Source organism: Candidatus Babeliales bacterium, assembly GCA_035288105.1.
In the GTDB taxonomy this organism is placed as follows: Bacteria; Babelota; Babeliae; order Babelales; family Vermiphilaceae; genus SOIL31.
Window position 1 is genome coordinate 1 of the sequence record DATEAY010000041.1, and the last position, 16,588, is coordinate 16,588.

Genomic DNA, 16,588 nt, shown 5'->3' on the forward strand with positions numbered 1-16,588 from the left:
AGGAGCAGCAGTGCTTGGTACTACAGCCCTTGTTGGTGCAACAGTTGCAGCTGGGTCTGCAGCAAGTTCTTCATCAGCTGCTAATCAAGCTGCCTATAGCGCAGAACAATCAGCTGATGCTGCAAACCGTGCTGCTGATAGCGCTCAACAATATAGAAATGCTAACAACAACCAAGGTGGAAACGGAATGGTTGGAAGTGACGATGAAAATGAAGAAGATGGTCAATATAATGAGTAAAAGCATTATATTGTAAGTATTAAAAGAGGCGCACCTGATTGGTGCGCCTCTTTTTTTAACCATTTGCCCAACCTCATAATCTTAAGTATGCTCAATAATAACAACCACTATAAAAGAAAGGAAACCTGCACATGCAGCCCCTGACATCAGATATTGAGTCAAAGAGAGAAAAGACTGATCATATATTTTCGGGAAACATACTTATTTTATGGGCGTATGACATTGGCGAAGATATTAACCTACAAAAAATTGAAGAATCACACAATATCATCAAAATGCCACTACAACTGCCAAAACACTTTAAGCAGTACAATGTTCCCCTTGCAATTGAACTTCCACATCCGCACAATCATTCATACTGTATTAGCAGTAAAATACACAGCTTTGGCGCAATTTCTTTAACATATAAAATTCCATTCACCGATACGCTGGAAAATCTTCGCGTCAATTGCAATGCACTTGCTAACAAATATCAACAGCAAAGTGCCCTTGATGCAAAAGCAATTTATAAAAAAATAGAGCCTTTTATTGTTCAACCAAAATTTTTCCAGACAAGTGCATCATACGTTATTATTCAAGTAGATCCACAACCAACAATTCTTGATTTAACGCAACTACAAAAAGAATACGGCAGCACTATCGCTTCAACACTCAGGTTCGAAACGGAAATACTTTCAGAGTTTCAAAAAAATGAAATCTTAGATTCTGCTATTGGTTATTTCCGTGGTAGTTTAATTGTTATCGATATTGATGCAGCATTTGTGTACGAAGAAGATTATGATGATATTATTGATTTGTTTGAATTTGCAAACATTCAACAACTTGAATTACGCTTTTTTGACCGCCTTCTTGATCAACAAATCAACACCATTTACGAACGCAAAGAAACCAACTTATCATGGGGTGCATATTTACCGTTCTTTGGTACATTCTTTAGTGATCCGGTTGGGCAACTACGAAAATTAAAAGCAGATATTTCCGTAATTACCGAACGCTTAGAAAGCAGCATAAAGATTGCAGGCGAACCGTACTATTCCGAAATACACAATCTTCTTGTAGAAAAGCTTGATTTGAAAAACTGGCATGATGGAATTGATAGAAAATTACGAATTGTAGAAGATGTGCAAACAGTGTTTCAACAAAAAATTGATACAACGCGAGAAGATCTTTTTTCTGTACTAATTATTATTTTAATTTTTGTTGAACTTATGTTTGGTATTCTAAGTTATTTAAAAGGGTAGGATTAAAGGGCGGATGTACATCTGCCCTTTTTTAAATCAATTTTTATTGTGTAAGCTTACTACACACAAAAAGCACCGCTGCTGCGATTGCTGCAGCAAAAATAGATTGACGATATTTATACATCTTTCGATAAATATGAGTCAGTAAAAGTTGATAATAAGATTTTTCAACTCCATCACTAATGAGTGCAGCAGATGGATTCAAGATTTCTTTAATTGCTGAAGGATATGGAAACTCATCTTTTATTCCATTACTCTTGAAGCGCTCATTCAAAGCAACCATTATCTCTAATAACGGTTTACTAGCCGGAGAAAAATCTTGGTGCGTTAATTCATACATTGCCCTATTCATAGTATCGTCAACAAGAGTAACCAAATACGGATCACAACGAAGCACATTACTTCTTATTTCTACACCTTTACAAGCACCCAAAGCTCTTATTGTTCCATTTGCCTTTTTCGTCCAACGGTCCAAAGAAAAAGTATCCACATACATATATAGATCTTCCCCCTGCTCTGTGGAACCAATAATTAAGCATACTTTGCTTGGCGCCTTCAACATTAGTGCGTATATCATGACGTATCAACATATAACGCATTACGTTAGAAAGATTACTTCTGTTATCAACTTGCAAAAGCACGGTTTTTGATTCTTTTTGTTCTTTTAACAATGGAATTGTAGCCGCCATTGCAGGCGAAATTTGGCTGTAATACTGGTTAGCTTGCGGAACATACTTGGTCATTACAGAAAACTTATTGCTGCCATATTTACCCTGACCTACTATTCGGATTTCAGGAATTTTTGGTGTGTAGATAGCGGCTGTATTCCCGCGTTCAGAACTGATAGCATTTGGTGCAAGCGCCAATAAACCTATCATCAAAATTATTTTTTTCATCTTGTTCCGCTTTCAAATTAACACCATATAAAAACAATTTACTTACTTTGCAACACTCACGGTAGCTGGACGGATAACTTTATCGTGCATAGTGTATCCTTTTTGCAAAACCTGAACAATTTCGCCAGATTTATGCGTATCGGATTCAACTTGCATCAACGCTTCATGATATTTAGGATTAAACGTAGAAAGATCAGTAATTGCTTGCACGCCAAATTTTACGAGTAGTTTTTCGAGCGACTGGTAAATCATCGTAAACCCAGCAAGTAATGCTTGAGCTTCTGCCGATTCACGCTTTTTTTCTTGTTCAAGTGCACGTTCAAAGTTATCTATAACCGTCAAAAGATCTAAAACGATACGTTTTTGGGCTTCATTTGCCCAATCTGCTCTTTCAGAGCTCACGCGTTTTTTATAATTCTCAAAATCCGCTGTCAGCGTTAGATATTTATCTGTCCATTCTGCGATTGTTGCGTTCGCCTTTTCTAGTGCTTCTTTTTCACTCAGCACAGGTTCGTGAGAACTTTCTGCTGCTTGCTCGTTACTATCGCCACCAAAACCGAAAAATTTCTTAAATTTATCATTGTCATTCATAATAACAAATCCCCCTTACTTACAATATTCCAAAAAATAACACATACGTTTAGTATAACAAATACTCAAAGTGGAGCAATCCATCTTAAAAAAGGATCCTTTTTGTGGTAAGTTTTTATAATATGATAAAAATCATTAAATTAAATTTTTTGCCCATTCCCGCGCTCACTTTAACCCAATCATCGCTTTGCTCGGTATTGGGTACCCGGCTGAAAAGTAACGGAAGCTGGGTTAAAAGGATCAGAGCGCGCTTGATCCTTCAACAAGTTCAGGATGAGCGCGCAAAAAAATGAAGCTGGATAACAGAAAGACATAATTGTATGAAATATAAAATTCACCTTACTGTCGCTATTGTAGCAACGACTCAGTTGCTGTTTGCGCTCGATAATCCTCATTTTTATCGCGCCACAAACATGTTCCTAGAACCACGTCTGGAACATGACTATCTTACTACATTCAATGCAACCCTTGGTGGAGGATCCTCAACAAAAGGCCGATCCGCGCACAATACGATTGTTCCCCTCTTTGATATCTATGGCACGCAATCATTTCAAGATTTAAATGTAAATACTCTTTTTCAGGATCCCAATAACCAGTACAATCAGCTTCTTGCGCAACTTAACATGCTGCCTGTACGAACAAATTTTGCAACGCTCTCAATAGATGGGCACTTTAAGATAATAGAATCCAACCTTTCTTGTGCACAAAACTTATCTAAAGGGTTATTTTTATTCTTCCATTTGCCTGTCAGAAGATTACAAATCAAAGATATCACTTTCACTGATCTTTCTCCCGATGATGACATAGTTCCCAATAAAAATACTCCCGTATGGCAACAAGTACTCCAGGAGCTCAGACCTCTTTTGGCAAACTATGGAATTAATGTATACCCAACAACAAGCGCTGGTGTTGGAGATTTAACTTCATGGCTTGGCTGGACCCATAATTATCAAGAAACCAACACATTGGATTTTATAGATTTCACCCTTATGGCCGGCTTTCTTGCTCCTACTGGCAAACAACGCAACGAAAATAAGCTGTTTTCACTACCAACTGGTTATAACGGTCATTGGGGATTTCCTCTCTGCACCACTGCATCAATAGGATTTTATGAATGGGTCACCATTGGCGGGTATCTTAATACACTCTTTTTTATTAATAAAAGCCGAGCAATGCGCATTAAAACAGATTGTGAACAAAGCGGTATCATAAAACTCGCATGCGCACGTGTTTCAGATCACCGGGGCCCACTCATCAATACAGGTTTTTATTGTAAAGCTGACCATGTTGGTCATGGCGTATCGGCGACTGCTGCATATTCGTTTGCATCGCAACAAAAAAGCCACCTGACGCCCTCAAACCCTGTCCTGTTTGATCGCAATACTATGAACTCAGATCCGATGCTTGCTGGATGGAATATGCACACGCTTAACTTTTTACTGGAATATGACTTTGCCAAAGAGGATTCTACCGTTGGTAATCGCATTGGTCTTTTTTATAATCTTCAAGTTGCAGGAGCGCGGGTGTTTAATACCAATGTTGTTGGTGGTACGTATGGTATTGATATTACATGGTCTTTGTAGCTCAACTTAAGATTTTAAATTAAGAATAATTAATCCCCAACTTAGCGTTGGGGATTATCTGAATCTTAAAAAGATCATACATTGAAAATTATAAACTAGATAACAACTTTTGAATTGACACAACCATCTCACCAGCACACACAACAAAATCTTGCGTTTTTGGTGTAATAACAACCATTGCAAGCAAACGCTGCAATGTATGCAACACAGTTATAAAATAAGCAATATCTTCTGAAACATGTGCATTCCCTTCGTAAATCATACGATTGACACAAAATTGTGCAAAAGCTAATTTTCCTAATAAAAGGTCACACGATATCAAAGTATCGTCACCATTTTTATTAAAAACATCTGCCAATTCGTGCCAAACTTGTAACGACGCTTCAAGTCCTTTTTGATACCATGTCATGGGAAACAGTGAATCGAACGAGAGATTAACTTGATAAGCCTTGAGAACAGACGAAGTGGAGCATAGAATGAAAAAATTCATTAGCATAATATTTACATAACCATTATCTCTATGTTTTTTCATCATCATCCCCCCTTATAAACCCACCTTTTCTACCCTCATTGTTACAAAAAGTAAATACCTGTGTCAATAGATATTCAGATAGAATTTAATCTTGTCAACATAAAACCCCGCTTTTTACAGCGGGGCAATAATTTTAACCCAATGGGTTATAGTTAGAAAGGAAGATTGTCTTCAAATGGAGGCTCATCTTGAAAATCAATCTCTCCTGTTGATGGAGCAGGTTCTTCTTTTTTAACATTCTTTGCCGCTTTAACTCGTGTTTGAGCTTTTTCTAATTGCGCAAGCAAATCACGTTCAACGGGATTGTTTGGATTAAGTTGTGGTGAAGAAGAGTCTTCTTCTAACGATGCACCGAATGAAGTTTCAGCAGAAGCACCGTTCGATAAAAACACAACGCGCTCTGCAACGATAGAATGTTTATTACGTTTTTGTCCTGCTTGATCATCCCATGAATCTAACTTTAAACGACCTTCAACAAGAACAGGACGACCTTTTTGTAAATACTGGCGACAACTTTCAGCTTGTGCACCCCACACATCAACATCAATGTAACACACTTCTTGTACCATGCTACCTGTTTGTTTATTTTTGAATTGGCGGTTTGTTGCCAATCCAAGACGACATACAGCTTGTCCAGAAGCAAGATTACGATATTCAGGATCTCTCGTTAAATTACCGATCAAGATAACACGATTAAATGCTGCCATTTTTCGCCCTTTCAGCTACGCTAAGATGTATAAAATTTTTTACATAAATCAAAATATGATGGCGCAAGACACAACGTTTTGCAATGCCATCATATTTTGATAATAACAGAAAAATATCTTTTGCTAAGCGCTATTTTTTCTGAATTATTCCTAAAAAGGAATATTTTTTAAACATATCTTCAACAATTGCACGTTTTGCTGCAACATTAAATTCTTTTGATTCAATTCTTTCAAGATCATGTATAAAATCTGCTCGTATATTATTTTTTTGTGTTAATTCTTTTTCTGCTCGTTTTTTTAAGTTATAAAGTAAATATATCATCTTACCATATTGTTCATCAGTAAGTTGCTTTGATTGATCAACAAAAAGAGAATTAACATCAACTAACGCTCTTCGTATTGGACCAAATACAGGTGCAGTAAGTTTCTGGTAACCACTATATGCAAGCCAACCAGTAAATATTGCTGGCGTAAGGAGAACAAGCTTGCCCACAGCAGCATATTGTTTTTGCTGAGCAGAAATAAAATTTAAAACAAATCTTTGAATATCATCAAGTGACTGTGCACCAAATAATTGTGCAAAAAGCACTATTCCCTTTCCGTACTCACCAAGACCGGAGAAATATGATAACACTCTGTGCGGATACAGTTGTTCTTTATTTTTTACTACTTCTAAAAACTTTAAATACCCCGAATAATCACCTTTATCCAAACCCATAGCAATTTCATTTGCTTGATCTTCACCAATGCCATATGTAGCACTATTATCACGTACAAAGTTTTTTGTTAACTCTAATACAGCGTCATGTGTCCCCGCTGCAGCTGGTACTATTGTTGTAGAATCAACTTTACTAATCTGCCCTGGATAAAAAATGTCTTCTCCAATAGCTTTTACTGGACTAATAAAATACTCATTAATGTTTGTTGTGGCAAAATTAAAAGAACTGCTCAATTGACCAATAAGACCCCTATTGTAACCGTAATTCAAAGCAAACATTAATGCCCCATATTTCAACCAATTGCGTGCATAATGCGATGGAATTACAGTTTCTGTGATATCTGCTAAAAGATCATTTTTGAATTGACCCACTTTTTCAAGTTTCGCCTTTAACGCATTAACTCGCGCAACAAATGGCGAACTACCACCTGCTGCTTTTACATCTGTTTTTATGCGCGGTAACACATCAAGCAGCTTATCTATCCACTCATAACCTTTTGTATAATCGGTCAAGAAAATATCTTTATATCCTTGAGTAAACAGATTTCCTAACTCCGAAAGTTGTCCCAAAAGAACATACAACTCCCCTTGATGACTTTTGAGTAGATCAAGATTATTTTCTATCTCTTCTTCCTGCTTTGGACCCATAACCCATTTAAAAGGGCTTTTACTCACAAAATATTTCCACTGATGATCTCTTTGGTATTGCCAATATGTTATGCGATTATCAATTTCTAACAACGCTTCTAATATCTGAGTACGCGCACTATCGTACAACACCTTAGCGCATTTGCTTAACAGATCACTTTGCTCTCTCTCATATGCTTGCAGAGCGGGAGTATCTTTTGGCACATTGGCAATAATTTTGCGTATATGCACAAGAGCTTCTTGTGATGTTTTAACCTGAACTTGCCTTGATACAACATTTCTTGTCGCTTGAGCAGCAAAAATATTTTTTGACACCTGAATGGCGGCTACAGAAAAAATTATTGTAGAAAATAGCAATAATCTTTTGGTAAGTACTTTCACAATTCCCCCTTTTACATAAAAATTAATCTGTCTGTGAAAGTATAATCAATCCGTTGTGCAACAAGCTAGATTATGGATTATAAAAAAAGACCTGATGTACATATAACACATACATCAAGCCTCTTTTTGTGATTTACAATTGTTTAAACTGCTACACGTCCTAAGAAAGCGTATTTATTAAACATATTCTCAACAATACCACGCTTAGTCTGAGCAGAATATTGCTTTGATTCAAGCTTTGCCACATCGAACAAAAAATCATTAGATAAAGGATCTTTCAAATACGTTGATTTATGTCGCAGCTTACAAATCAGATACACCAACTTACCATAATCGTGATCATCAAGATGAGTAGCTGATTCTATTAACAGCGAATTAACGTCAGCTAATGCAATCCGTATTGGCGAATAATTGCGCGCTGTTGCCCATTGATATGCCTTAGTAACACCAAAGCATGCCCCTGCTAATGGAGTAAACGCTGCCAACTTTACTGTCCAAAAATTATTTTTCAGTAGATCGTTCGCAATTTTTCCAACATCTGCAAACAAGAACCCAATCTGCTGCAACAAAGGTAGGATACCTTCATCGATCAGTTCCGGATATTTTTGTAATAATTTAAGCACCGTATCAAGCATCAAAAGAATATTAGCTATTCCTAAATCAACTTTTTCATCATAATAGTAGACACCTGTGTTCTCAATCAATGCACCCAGTTTATCAAACTTATCAAGCGCTATATCTTGCATTATTTCTTCTTTATTTACTTTAAAATTCTTAGCTTCCATTCTTGTGAGAACGCGCTCCAATAACTCTGTCGAATACGACTTCAAAGACTGAATTTTTGGATCTGTTAACTCTGCTACCCGTGCTTCTATAATGCCAGAAAATTTCTCTATCTTAGCAATCTTATCTTCAATATTAGCAGCTGAACTTTCTGAGTTAGTTTCAAAAAAAACCTTCCATAAATCAGTCATTGGATCTATTACTACGCTTTTTCCAATCCATTGAATCGAATTTTTCGTTTTTTCAAAAGCTGCAGGTAAAATTGTAGGATTGTGCACGTGATAATGTAATGTGTATCCTATAATTGTTGTTAATGTTGTATACAACATCCAATTACGAATAAAGTGATTTGGTTTTTTTGCTGCCGCAAGTGATGTCATGCAATCATGCTTTAATTTAGTTACCTGTTTAAATTTTAACTCTAATTTGCCTGCAATATCATCAAATCGTGTTCCGTCAGAACTATAATCTTGAGTTTTAATACACGATAAAATTTCAAACAGCCCTTCAATCCACGCATAACAATCATTGTACGTTGTTCCGCTTTCGGTAAACATATGAATATGCCCGGTCAAAGAACCCAATAATGTATACAACTCTCTTTGCTTGCGTTCCAGCCTGATTATATTATGAGCAATCTCTTTTTCTTGATCTTTACCCACTATCCATTTTACTGGTGATTTGCTGAAAAAATATTTTATCTGATGATTTTGTTGATACCGCCAATACACAATAAGATTATCAATCTCGTGCAGTGCGTTTAAAATCTGATTACGTGCATCATTAAAAAAAACCTGCACGCAGGTTAATAAAAGAGCGCTACACATTTGTTCGTACTTTTTATACGCTTCACCTTCAACATTGGTATCTTGTTTGACCATTGCTTGATGAGCAGAGCGAAGACGCGCAAGTAATGTAACAGCAGAGAATTTTCCATAATTTTTAAACAGGTAGCGCAATTCCTTTTTATACGAAGCATTTTCATCGGTATTTCGTTGCGCATTTTGAAAGCAGTGAACGTCCGTATGTTTTACGTACCGCGCTACCGCTTGTTTAAATTCAAGAGGAGATTTATGTACGGTTGGCTTTTTGATTATTTTGTTTGCCTGATCTTGCGCAACATTTAGAAAAATATTTCCCTGTATTGTTGTGGTGCACAAAGAAAAGCTGAACAGCGCAAAAACTGATAATTTCTGTAATAATATATTCACTATGATTTCCCTAACCATTACCGATATTACTTACCCCGCTCGCCCTGAGTGCCCCAAAGGGGTGTATCGAAGGGTGCGACATAAAAAAAATTATCTTTATCCTCTTTCCGCTTAACCCTTCGATACACCACTATCGTGGCACTCAGGGCGAGCGGACCAAGACAATCATTCAATCAAAGAAAGTTATTGGATAAAACTTGAACTTCACCTCTAATTATACCAGAAAAAGTGAATTGCTGAAACAGGGGGTGTTTATTCAAACTGAAAACTTATACAACCTATGACTGTAAGGCAGCCACAAGATCATTGATCCGCTGTAGTATTTTCAGTATCTCATCAATAGAACGCTCTATCTCTTCTTTTATTTTCATTTTTTTTTCATAACAATCTGTCCGCTCAACCTTACCCAAACAGTTCTTTTCACCACAGGCATACTCATTTACCCGCGTTATAGCACTTTGTATAATCAAAAAAACGGTTTTAGAAAGATCAAGTAAAACTCCAGACATATCGGTACCTCGAGCAACAAGATCACCATCGAGTTCTGCATCTTGCTGCTTGGAAACATAGACTCTTTTTGTCTTTGGCTTAATAAACTCTTGTCCCACCGAGCAAGCAGTGCACACGCCAATGACCACTGCCAATAAACCAACGTATTTATTTTTCATTGCTTACTATTTTTTCGTATTAATTATACGCCAACCAATGCGCACATATTGTCCAAATGATGCCCCAATAAAGAATATCATAACCCCAAGCATTACATAATATGTTTTGATGGGTAACCAACAGAAGAAATAGCACGCAAAAAGCCACATAATAAAAATCATCTGAATACAAGTAGTTGTTTTTCCCAAAAATGTTGGCTGCACGTCAAGATGACCGCGTAATCGATAAATAATAAGAGCGCCGCCAATCTGTATCACCTCTTTACTCACCACAAACAATACAAACCAATACGGTATCGAAAATAACGGTGTAGAAATAAATGCTAAGGTGAAAAAACAGGATATGAGTAATAATTTATCTGCTACAGGATCAAGACAGGCACCAAGAAATGTTTTTTCATTAAGTAGTCGCGCCAAAAGACCATCTATAACATCGGTCAAACAGGCAAATACAAAGAAGAAAAACGCCATTCCCCACCAGCCTGTAATCATAGCGCCAATAATAACCGGCACCACAACTATCCGTGCTAGGGTAAAAAGCGTTGGAATAGTTATACGTTTTTCAGCATTAGGCAAACGACTCAATATATTCAACGTAAATTTGCGAAGATTAATTTTTTTCATACAGACATCACACTACTACCAAGACACACATCACCATCGTAAAATACTGCGTACTGACCCGCAGCAATGCCCTGATCTCTTTCAGAAATCTGCACTACTACTTTACCTTCTTCATTGTAATTGACGGTACATTCATACCGTTGTGCACCATGACGTAATTTAACAAAAAGATTTTTCTTATCAGAAGGTACGCCAGATAACCAATGAATTCTTTCAACAATAAAGAAATCTCGCCGCTTTTCAGCATCATAATAATTGCGAGAAATGTAAATTATATTTTTATCAACATCCTTTGCAACAACATACCATGGCCCACCTCCAAGCCCAAGGCCCTGCCGCTGACCAATGGTATAAAACCAAAATCCATCATGGTTACCCATGACTTTTCCTGTTTCACTTTCAACCATCAGCCCTTTTTGTGTACCAAGGTGATGTTTAATAAAATCTGCAAACTTAAATTTACCTAAAAAGCAAATTCCCTGACTATCTTTGCGGTCTTTGTTTGGCAAGTTGAACTCATGCGCCAAGGCACGCAGCTCACTTTTTTGTAAATGACCAATCGGGAACATAGCGCGTTTGAGCTGTTCTTGGCTCAGGTGAGAAAGAAAATACGTTTGATCTTTGATAGGATCTGGTGACTGGAATAATTCAATCACATTGTCTTTTTCGCGGACCTGGGCATAATGCCCAGAAGCAACTTTTTCAAAGCTTGGATCTATTTTATCAAAAAAAAGGCCAAATTTAATTCGCTGGTTACACAAAATATCAGGATTTGGCGTACGTCCTTCTTTAACTTCTGCAACGGTATATGCTACCACTTCGTCTTTATACTCTTTTTGCAGAGAAACCACTTCTAGTGGAACATCGAGTTGTTCACATACCTGTTTGACGAATGCTAAATCTTGTTCCCACGGACAATCGCCCAAGTACGAAAGTTCGTCTTCCAACCAAATTTTAAGATAAAAAGCGGTTACATCGTGCCCTTGGTTTTTCAGCAATTGTAGCGCAACAGAACTGTCTACACCACCTGAAACAAGGACAGCAACCTTCATTTTCTTCATTTTTTTATACCCCATTTCTTATACCCCATACTACATTTCATTACGTATGGGGACCCCAATCAAGAACTTACACTTGGATCCCACGTTGTTTCATAAGGGCGTCCAATCGGAAGGCAGTGTAGATTGGACTATAAATAGCTAATGTAACACATGCTATATTTCAGATATTATCTCTTTTTAGAATACCATTTTTAGGAAAAAATTATAGAACATACCCATTTCGTGGTAAAAAATGCCATGATTTTACCCTAAGATAAAAGGATCAAAATGTTTTTACTCATTCTTTTCGCGTTTCTTGCAGGCTTTGTCACTATTCTTTCTCCATGCATACTGTCTATTGCTCCCATTCTTCTTACTGCAGGGGCAAATCATAACCACCACAAACCATTGGGAATTATCACTGGATTAATCATAAGCTTTTCATTTTTTACCCTTGCACTCAGCGCAATTGTACAAGCGACCGGTATATCGCCTGATATTTTTCGCTACATCGCATTGTGTGTCATTATTTTCTTCGGCCTGACCATGATTGTTCCATCTTTTGAAAATGCATTTATTGCTGTTACCGGACAGATAGCACGTCTAGGCAGCATTGTACAAACATTCTCAATTAACATAAAAAAAGAGTTTGTGAGCGGATTTGTTCTCGGCATTGCACTCGGTTTATTATGGACACCATGCGCAGGACCTATTTTAGCAACAATTACAGCTCTTGCAGCTACTGAAGGTATTACTCTCGCCACAATTTTTATAACACTTGCATATACCATTGGTGCCGCAATACCAATGTTACTTATCTGTTTTGGTGGCTCAAAAATTCTACGCTCAGCAAGTGCTATAGAACCCTATACCCATGCCGTACGAAAAATATTTGGCGTTATTGTTATTGCAAGCGCTTTGGCAATTGTCTTTCACGTCGACGTAATGGTACAGGAAAAAATTGCACGTTGGTTCCCAACAATTACCATTGAACAAAGCAAAATAATAGAAGAAGAACTAAACATGCTCAGACAATCCAAAGGAATTGCAACAATGTCAGATGCTCCCGAATTTGTAGGTATCACTGAATGGCTTAACTCAGAACCATTAACACTTGTACAACTACGTGGCAAAGTTGTCCTTATCGATTTTTGGACATACACCTGTATTAATTGCATTCGCACCTTGCCACACGTAACACAATGGTACAGATCTTACAAAGATTATGGTTTTGAAATTATTGGAGTCCACACACCAGAATTTGCATTCGAAAAAAGTACAAAAAATGTAGAAGATGCCATAAAAAGATTCAACATTACATACCCTGTTGCTCTTGATAATGATTACCAAACCTGGCGAGCTTATGATAACCACTACTGGCCAGCACATTATCTTATCAATCAAAACGGTATAATTGTAAAAAAACATTTTGGTGAAGGTGGTTATGTAGAAATGGAAGATGCAATACGTGCACTGCTCAATATGCCACCATGCAGAAAAACAAAAGAATGTCCTTCTGACAAACTACTTACTCCTGAAACGTATCTTGGGTTTGCACGCGGCGGTAGTTATCACCCATCTCTACGTATACAGCAAAACATTCCGACCACATATCAAACTCTAGGCATGCTTGGCGATGACCAAATCGGTCTGAGAGGAAACTGGACAGTTACGCCTGACTTACTACAAAGCAATGCCGATAACAATGTTTTAGAGTTGAATTTTATTGCAAATCACGTCTACCTTGTTATGAAGGCTGATAAACCAACACAACTTACGGTTTTGCTTGATGGAAAACCAATTCCGGAAAAATACCGTACACGCGATATGAATGATGTAGGGGAAATTGTGGTACATGAACCACGCATGTATGAGCTTGTTAATCTACAAGATGATTATGGACGCCATACACTCACACTCCAATGCCAAGAAGGTGTTACAGCATATGTGTTTACTTTTGGTGGAGAAAACGAAGAGCAAAAACATTAATCAATACTATAGCCTTAGTATTCAGATTTTGCTTCTTCTGTTCCTGGTTTATGTTCTACAGGAGCATACATGGTACATATCTTCATATCTCTAGGACCAGTATTTTTAAAATTGTGCTCAACTCCCGATGGAACAAATACCATGTGATACGGAAATACTTCAGAAGTAACATCATTAAGAATTGCAATTCCTTGACCATCCACAAAAAAAAGGATTTGATCTACACGATGTATTTCTTTTCCAATCTCTTGTCCAGGAGATACACTCATGAGTACTATTTGACTATGATTCCCGGTAAAAATTTCTTTTCTAAAAAACGTATTATTGAGTGTCAACTCAACAATGTCTTCATTAAAAAAATATTTTGGTGCTTTCATATATATTTTCCTCAATTTTGAATTACACAAAAACAATTCTCATTTACGATAAATTGAGCAACCTCAAAATAGCAATAAATCAATTCTTAATGATTTATTTTCAAAAAACCTTAACTTTTGCTAAGCTCGAATCACCTTTTAAATCGTAACAAGCTACTATTACACGAAAGATATTATTATGAATCTTTTTGCAGGTAATTCCCTCTGGCAACTTGTGGTGCAAGCGGACACCGTAAGTAAATGTGTTTTATTATTATTACTGTGCTTATCCGTCCTTTGTTGGGCAGTGTTTATTGGCAAACTTGCGCTACTCTACGCAAAAGAACGACAATTGAAAAACATAAATAACAAAGTACAAAAAGCAAAAACTCTTTCCGATCTTGCCGAAATTTCTACCGCTGCAAGCAAAACAGCGCCCGGTTATTTTATTGCTAAAAATCTTTCATTTGTAAAAGAATTAACACAACATACTTTTGCTCAAAAACTTGGTATTCATGAATGGGAACTTTTAGAGAGAAATATCGATAACACTATTGAAACACTGGTTCTCCATAATGAAGAATATATTCCAATTCTATCATCATGCGCAGCAGTTGGACCATTAGTAGGTCTTTTTGGTACCGTATGGGGATTGGTGCATTCTTTTATGCGCATTAGTGAAACACAAGTTGCCGATATCGCAACCATTGCACCTGGTATGGCAGAAGCATTAATTACTACCCTCGCAGGATTAATTGTTGCAATACCAGCACTTGTTATGTTCAACTATTTACACGTAAAAACACGCGCACTCGAACACAATCTTATCGTTCTGGCTGATCGAGTCACATTTATCTTGCAACAACTACGTGAAAGGTAATGATATGCGCCGCACTAACAGACGTTTGCGAAAGCAAAAAACTGGCCTCCATGATATCTCCATGACACCATTAATTGACGTAGTGCTCACGCTACTCATTATTTTTATGATGGCAACACCCATACTACAAAATGCAATCAAAGTAACATTGCCGCGTGGAAACGCAAAAGAAGATGCTGCACAACAATCAAATGAACTGATTGTTTCTATTGATAAACAAGGCGATTTTTATATTAACAATACAAAAGTTGCAAAAACAGAACTGATTGCGGAAATAAAAAAAGCCGTTGGTAATGATCACGAAAAAACAGTGTATGTAAAAGCAGATACAGCAATATCCTACGGAACAGTAATTGAATTGGTTGATGACATTAAATTTGTTGGCGGTATAAAATATGTGGCTCTTGCAACGCAAAAACATTCACAAAAAACATCTTCTGTGGCTTAAAATTGTTGGCTTTTGCCTTGCATTGCACCTTATTTTTTTGTTGTGGATATTTTGTGTGCATCAAGATAACACCTACATGCATACACTTTCTATAAACAAAAATGTAGATTATTCTGCGCCAATTATGTTTGTGCCTCTCGGCACACCTACGGTTACAAAAGTTGCAATAAAGCAACCTCCTATTACTCAACCCTACTCCGCTCCTCTTTCGTATAAAGCTTCCTCCTCCGCCAAGGCTTCGGCGGACAAGTCAGAGGACTCTCGTAAAGCGACGAAGGGCACACCCGCTGTAAAAGCGGATGTGAAAAAAACAGTAATCACAACAACCACTCCAATACCTAAAGCAATACCTGCGGTGAAACAACCAACTACAACAACTGTTGCAACAAACGTGAAAAAAATAGAAGAGAAAATAACGGTAGTACCAAAAACATCTCCCGTTATTGAGAAAAAAAATCTCGCTATCGCAAAACCAGAACCAAAGCAACCAGAAAAGATTGCAATAGCACAAGCAGATAAAAAAGATATATCCTTCGATATACCCCTACGGGGCACTCAGGACGAGCGGAAAGAAAAAGAAAGTGAAAAAAAAACAGAAGCAAAACCCCTTGCAAAAGCACTTGATATTCAGCAATCAGTTGTGCCAACACAACCAACAAAAGAAATATCCTTCGACAAGCTCAGGATGAACGGGCGAGGACATGCTGTGCATGTGCCAGAAAACGCACGTATTTCCAATAATTTTCGAGAAGTTGAAGCACTACGCCGCGGAGCACAACTTCAAAAAGAATTGGTACACAAATGGCAACCGCCAATAGGGGTATCGCCAGAATGTACGTGCGAAATATCTTTTTTTGTGAATAAAAAGGGAATAGTAGAAAACTTAAAAATGGTAAAAAGTTCAGGCGTCATTATGTTTGATATTTCGGCACGCCAAGCATTATTTTCAATGAAAATGCCGCAATGGACACACGGAAAACCACTCATAATTAGTTTTAAACAGTGAAGTTAATTTTAGGAAATTGTATTCTCCACCCGTTCGTCCTGACCCTTC

18 protein-coding genes are annotated in these 16,588 nt (G+C 37.3%); 7 read left to right on the forward strand and 11 right to left on the reverse strand.

From position 1 onward, the window contains the following. Both VJJ26_02010 and VJJ26_02015 read left to right on the forward strand, forming a co-directional pair. Window positions 1-238 (forward strand): hypothetical protein (locus tag VJJ26_02010; protein ID HLC06940.1); only part of this gene is annotated, 238 nt, incomplete at its 5' end. A 131-nt stretch (window positions 239-369) separates the two neighbouring features. Then, window positions 370-1,479: a hypothetical protein gene (locus VJJ26_02015; GenBank protein HLC06941.1), complete on the forward strand. Its 1,110-nt coding sequence runs from the start codon at window positions 370-372 to the stop codon at window positions 1,477-1,479. Window positions 1,480-1,522: 43 nt separating this feature from the next. Here the strand turns inward: VJJ26_02015 and VJJ26_02020 are convergent, their stop codons facing one another. From VJJ26_02020 to grpE, 3 genes are read right to left on the reverse strand one after another with little or no spacing between them, the layout of a single operon-like run. Then, on the reverse strand, window positions 1,523-1,876 hold the full coding sequence (locus VJJ26_02020; GenBank protein ID HLC06942.1) for a hypothetical protein: 354 nt from the start codon (window positions 1,874-1,876) through the stop codon (window positions 1,523-1,525). A gap of 22 nt (window positions 1,877-1,898) precedes the next feature. After that, window positions 1,899-2,375: a hypothetical protein gene (locus VJJ26_02025; GenBank protein ID HLC06943.1), complete on the reverse strand. Its 477-nt coding sequence runs from the start codon at window positions 2,373-2,375 to the stop codon at window positions 1,899-1,901. 42 nt (window positions 2,376-2,417) lie between these two features. Continuing rightward, window positions 2,418-2,966 (reverse strand): nucleotide exchange factor GrpE, encoded by a 549-nt coding sequence (gene grpE / locus VJJ26_02030; protein ID HLC06944.1) that lies wholly within the window; start codon window positions 2,964-2,966, stop codon window positions 2,418-2,420. Window positions 2,967-3,286: 320 nt separating this feature from the next. Here grpE and VJJ26_02035 point away from each other — a divergent pair, with 320 nt between their 5' ends. Next, window positions 3,287-4,549 (forward strand): hypothetical protein, encoded by a 1,263-nt coding sequence (locus VJJ26_02035; protein ID HLC06945.1) that lies wholly within the window; start codon window positions 3,287-3,289, stop codon window positions 4,547-4,549. Between the two features lie 88 nt (window positions 4,550-4,637). On the opposite strand, the gene VJJ26_02040 is transcribed toward VJJ26_02035, so the two are convergent. The 7 genes from VJJ26_02040 to mnmA form a co-directional block, all read right to left on the reverse strand. After that, the gene (locus tag VJJ26_02040; GenBank protein ID HLC06946.1) at window positions 4,638-5,081 is read right to left on the reverse strand and encodes a hypothetical protein; all 444 of its coding nucleotides are present in this window, start codon (window positions 5,079-5,081) and stop codon (window positions 4,638-4,640) included. 152 nt (window positions 5,082-5,233) lie between these two features. Continuing rightward, entirely contained in the window at window positions 5,234-5,788 is a 555-nt protein-coding gene (ssb, locus tag VJJ26_02045) for a single-stranded DNA-binding protein (GenBank protein ID HLC06947.1), read from the reverse strand. Window positions 5,789-5,918: 130 nt separating this feature from the next. After that, window positions 5,919-7,535, reverse strand: a complete 1,617-nt coding sequence (locus VJJ26_02050; protein ID HLC06948.1) for a hypothetical protein — start codon at window positions 7,533-7,535, stop codon at window positions 5,919-5,921. Between the two features lie 143 nt (window positions 7,536-7,678). Then, window positions 7,679-9,529, reverse strand: coding sequence for a hypothetical protein (locus tag VJJ26_02055; GenBank protein HLC06949.1), 1,851 nt, complete (start codon window positions 9,527-9,529; stop codon window positions 7,679-7,681). Window positions 9,530-9,807: 278 nt separating this feature from the next. After that, complete coding sequence (locus VJJ26_02060) at window positions 9,808-10,197, reverse strand: hypothetical protein (GenBank protein HLC06950.1); 390 nt, start codon at window positions 10,195-10,197, stop codon at window positions 9,808-9,810. A 6-nt stretch (window positions 10,198-10,203) separates the two neighbouring features. Next, on the reverse strand, window positions 10,204-10,821 hold the full coding sequence (locus VJJ26_02065) for a CDP-alcohol phosphatidyltransferase family protein (GenBank protein HLC06951.1): 618 nt from the start codon (window positions 10,819-10,821) through the stop codon (window positions 10,204-10,206). Next, window positions 10,818-11,882, reverse strand: coding sequence for a tRNA 2-thiouridine(34) synthase MnmA (mnmA, locus tag VJJ26_02070; protein ID HLC06952.1), 1,065 nt, complete (start codon window positions 11,880-11,882; stop codon window positions 10,818-10,820). Before mnmA ends, VJJ26_02065 begins: the two co-directional genes overlap by 4 nt. A 267-nt stretch (window positions 11,883-12,149) precedes the next feature. Between mnmA and VJJ26_02075 the strand changes: the two genes are divergently transcribed. Then, entirely contained in the window at window positions 12,150-13,850 is a 1,701-nt protein-coding gene (locus tag VJJ26_02075) for a cytochrome c biogenesis protein DipZ (protein HLC06953.1), read from the forward strand. 14 nt (window positions 13,851-13,864) lie between these two features. Here the strand turns inward: VJJ26_02075 and VJJ26_02080 are convergent, their stop codons facing one another. Beyond that, window positions 13,865-14,227, reverse strand: a complete 363-nt coding sequence (locus VJJ26_02080) for a cupin domain-containing protein (GenBank protein ID HLC06954.1) — start codon at window positions 14,225-14,227, stop codon at window positions 13,865-13,867. A 178-nt stretch (window positions 14,228-14,405) separates the two neighbouring features. Between VJJ26_02080 and VJJ26_02085 the strand changes: the two genes are divergently transcribed. The 3 genes from VJJ26_02085 to VJJ26_02095 are packed head-to-tail and all read left to right on the forward strand — an operon-like array spanning window position 14,406 to window position 16,540. Next, window positions 14,406-15,086 (forward strand): MotA/TolQ/ExbB proton channel family protein, encoded by a 681-nt coding sequence (locus VJJ26_02085; protein HLC06955.1) that lies wholly within the window; start codon window positions 14,406-14,408, stop codon window positions 15,084-15,086. Between the two features lie 4 nt (window positions 15,087-15,090). Further along, window positions 15,091-15,534: a biopolymer transporter ExbD gene (locus VJJ26_02090; GenBank protein ID HLC06956.1), complete on the forward strand. Its 444-nt coding sequence runs from the start codon at window positions 15,091-15,093 to the stop codon at window positions 15,532-15,534. Then, window positions 15,482-16,540 (forward strand): TonB C-terminal domain-containing protein, encoded by a 1,059-nt coding sequence (locus tag VJJ26_02095; GenBank protein ID HLC06957.1) that lies wholly within the window; start codon window positions 15,482-15,484, stop codon window positions 16,538-16,540. Before VJJ26_02090 ends, VJJ26_02095 begins: the two co-directional genes overlap by 53 nt. Window positions 16,541-16,588 lie beyond the last annotated feature (48 nt).

Bases quoted from the DNA above. Each gene is read 5' to 3' on its own strand.
- VJJ26_02085 (HLC06955.1), top strand. From the start codon at position 14,406: ATGAATCTTTTTGCAGGTAATTCCCTCTGGCAACTTGTGGTGCAAGCG.
- grpE (HLC06944.1), bottom strand. From the start codon at position 2,966: ATGAATGACAATGATAAATTTAAGAAATTTTTCGGTTTTGGTGGCGAT.
- VJJ26_02090 (HLC06956.1), top strand. From the start codon at position 15,091: ATGCGCCGCACTAACAGACGTTTGCGAAAGCAAAAAACTGGCCTCCAT.
- mnmA (HLC06952.1), bottom strand. From the start codon at position 11,882: ATGAAGAAAATGAAGGTTGCTGTCCTTGTTTCAGGTGGTGTAGACAGT.
- VJJ26_02040 (HLC06946.1), bottom strand. From the start codon at position 5,081: ATGAAAAAACATAGAGATAATGGTTATGTAAATATTATGCTAATGAAT.
- ssb (HLC06947.1), bottom strand. From the start codon at position 5,788: ATGGCAGCATTTAATCGTGTTATCTTGATCGGTAATTTAACGAGAGAT.
- VJJ26_02025 (HLC06943.1), bottom strand. From the start codon at position 2,375: ATGAAAAAAATAATTTTGATGATAGGTTTATTGGCGCTTGCACCAAAT.
- VJJ26_02075 (HLC06953.1), top strand. From the start codon at position 12,150: ATGTTTTTACTCATTCTTTTCGCGTTTCTTGCAGGCTTTGTCACTATT.
- VJJ26_02080 (HLC06954.1), bottom strand. From the start codon at position 14,227: ATGAAAGCACCAAAATATTTTTTTAATGAAGACATTGTTGAGTTGACA.
- VJJ26_02095 (HLC06957.1), top strand. From the start codon at position 15,482: ATGTGGCTCTTGCAACGCAAAAACATTCACAAAAAACATCTTCTGTGG.
- VJJ26_02060 (HLC06950.1), bottom strand. From the start codon at position 10,197: ATGAAAAATAAATACGTTGGTTTATTGGCAGTGGTCATTGGCGTGTGC.
- VJJ26_02065 (HLC06951.1), bottom strand. From the start codon at position 10,821: ATGAAAAAAATTAATCTTCGCAAATTTACGTTGAATATATTGAGTCGT.
- VJJ26_02035 (HLC06945.1), top strand. From the start codon at position 3,287: ATGAAATATAAAATTCACCTTACTGTCGCTATTGTAGCAACGACTCAG.
- VJJ26_02015 (HLC06941.1), top strand. From the start codon at position 370: ATGCAGCCCCTGACATCAGATATTGAGTCAAAGAGAGAAAAGACTGAT.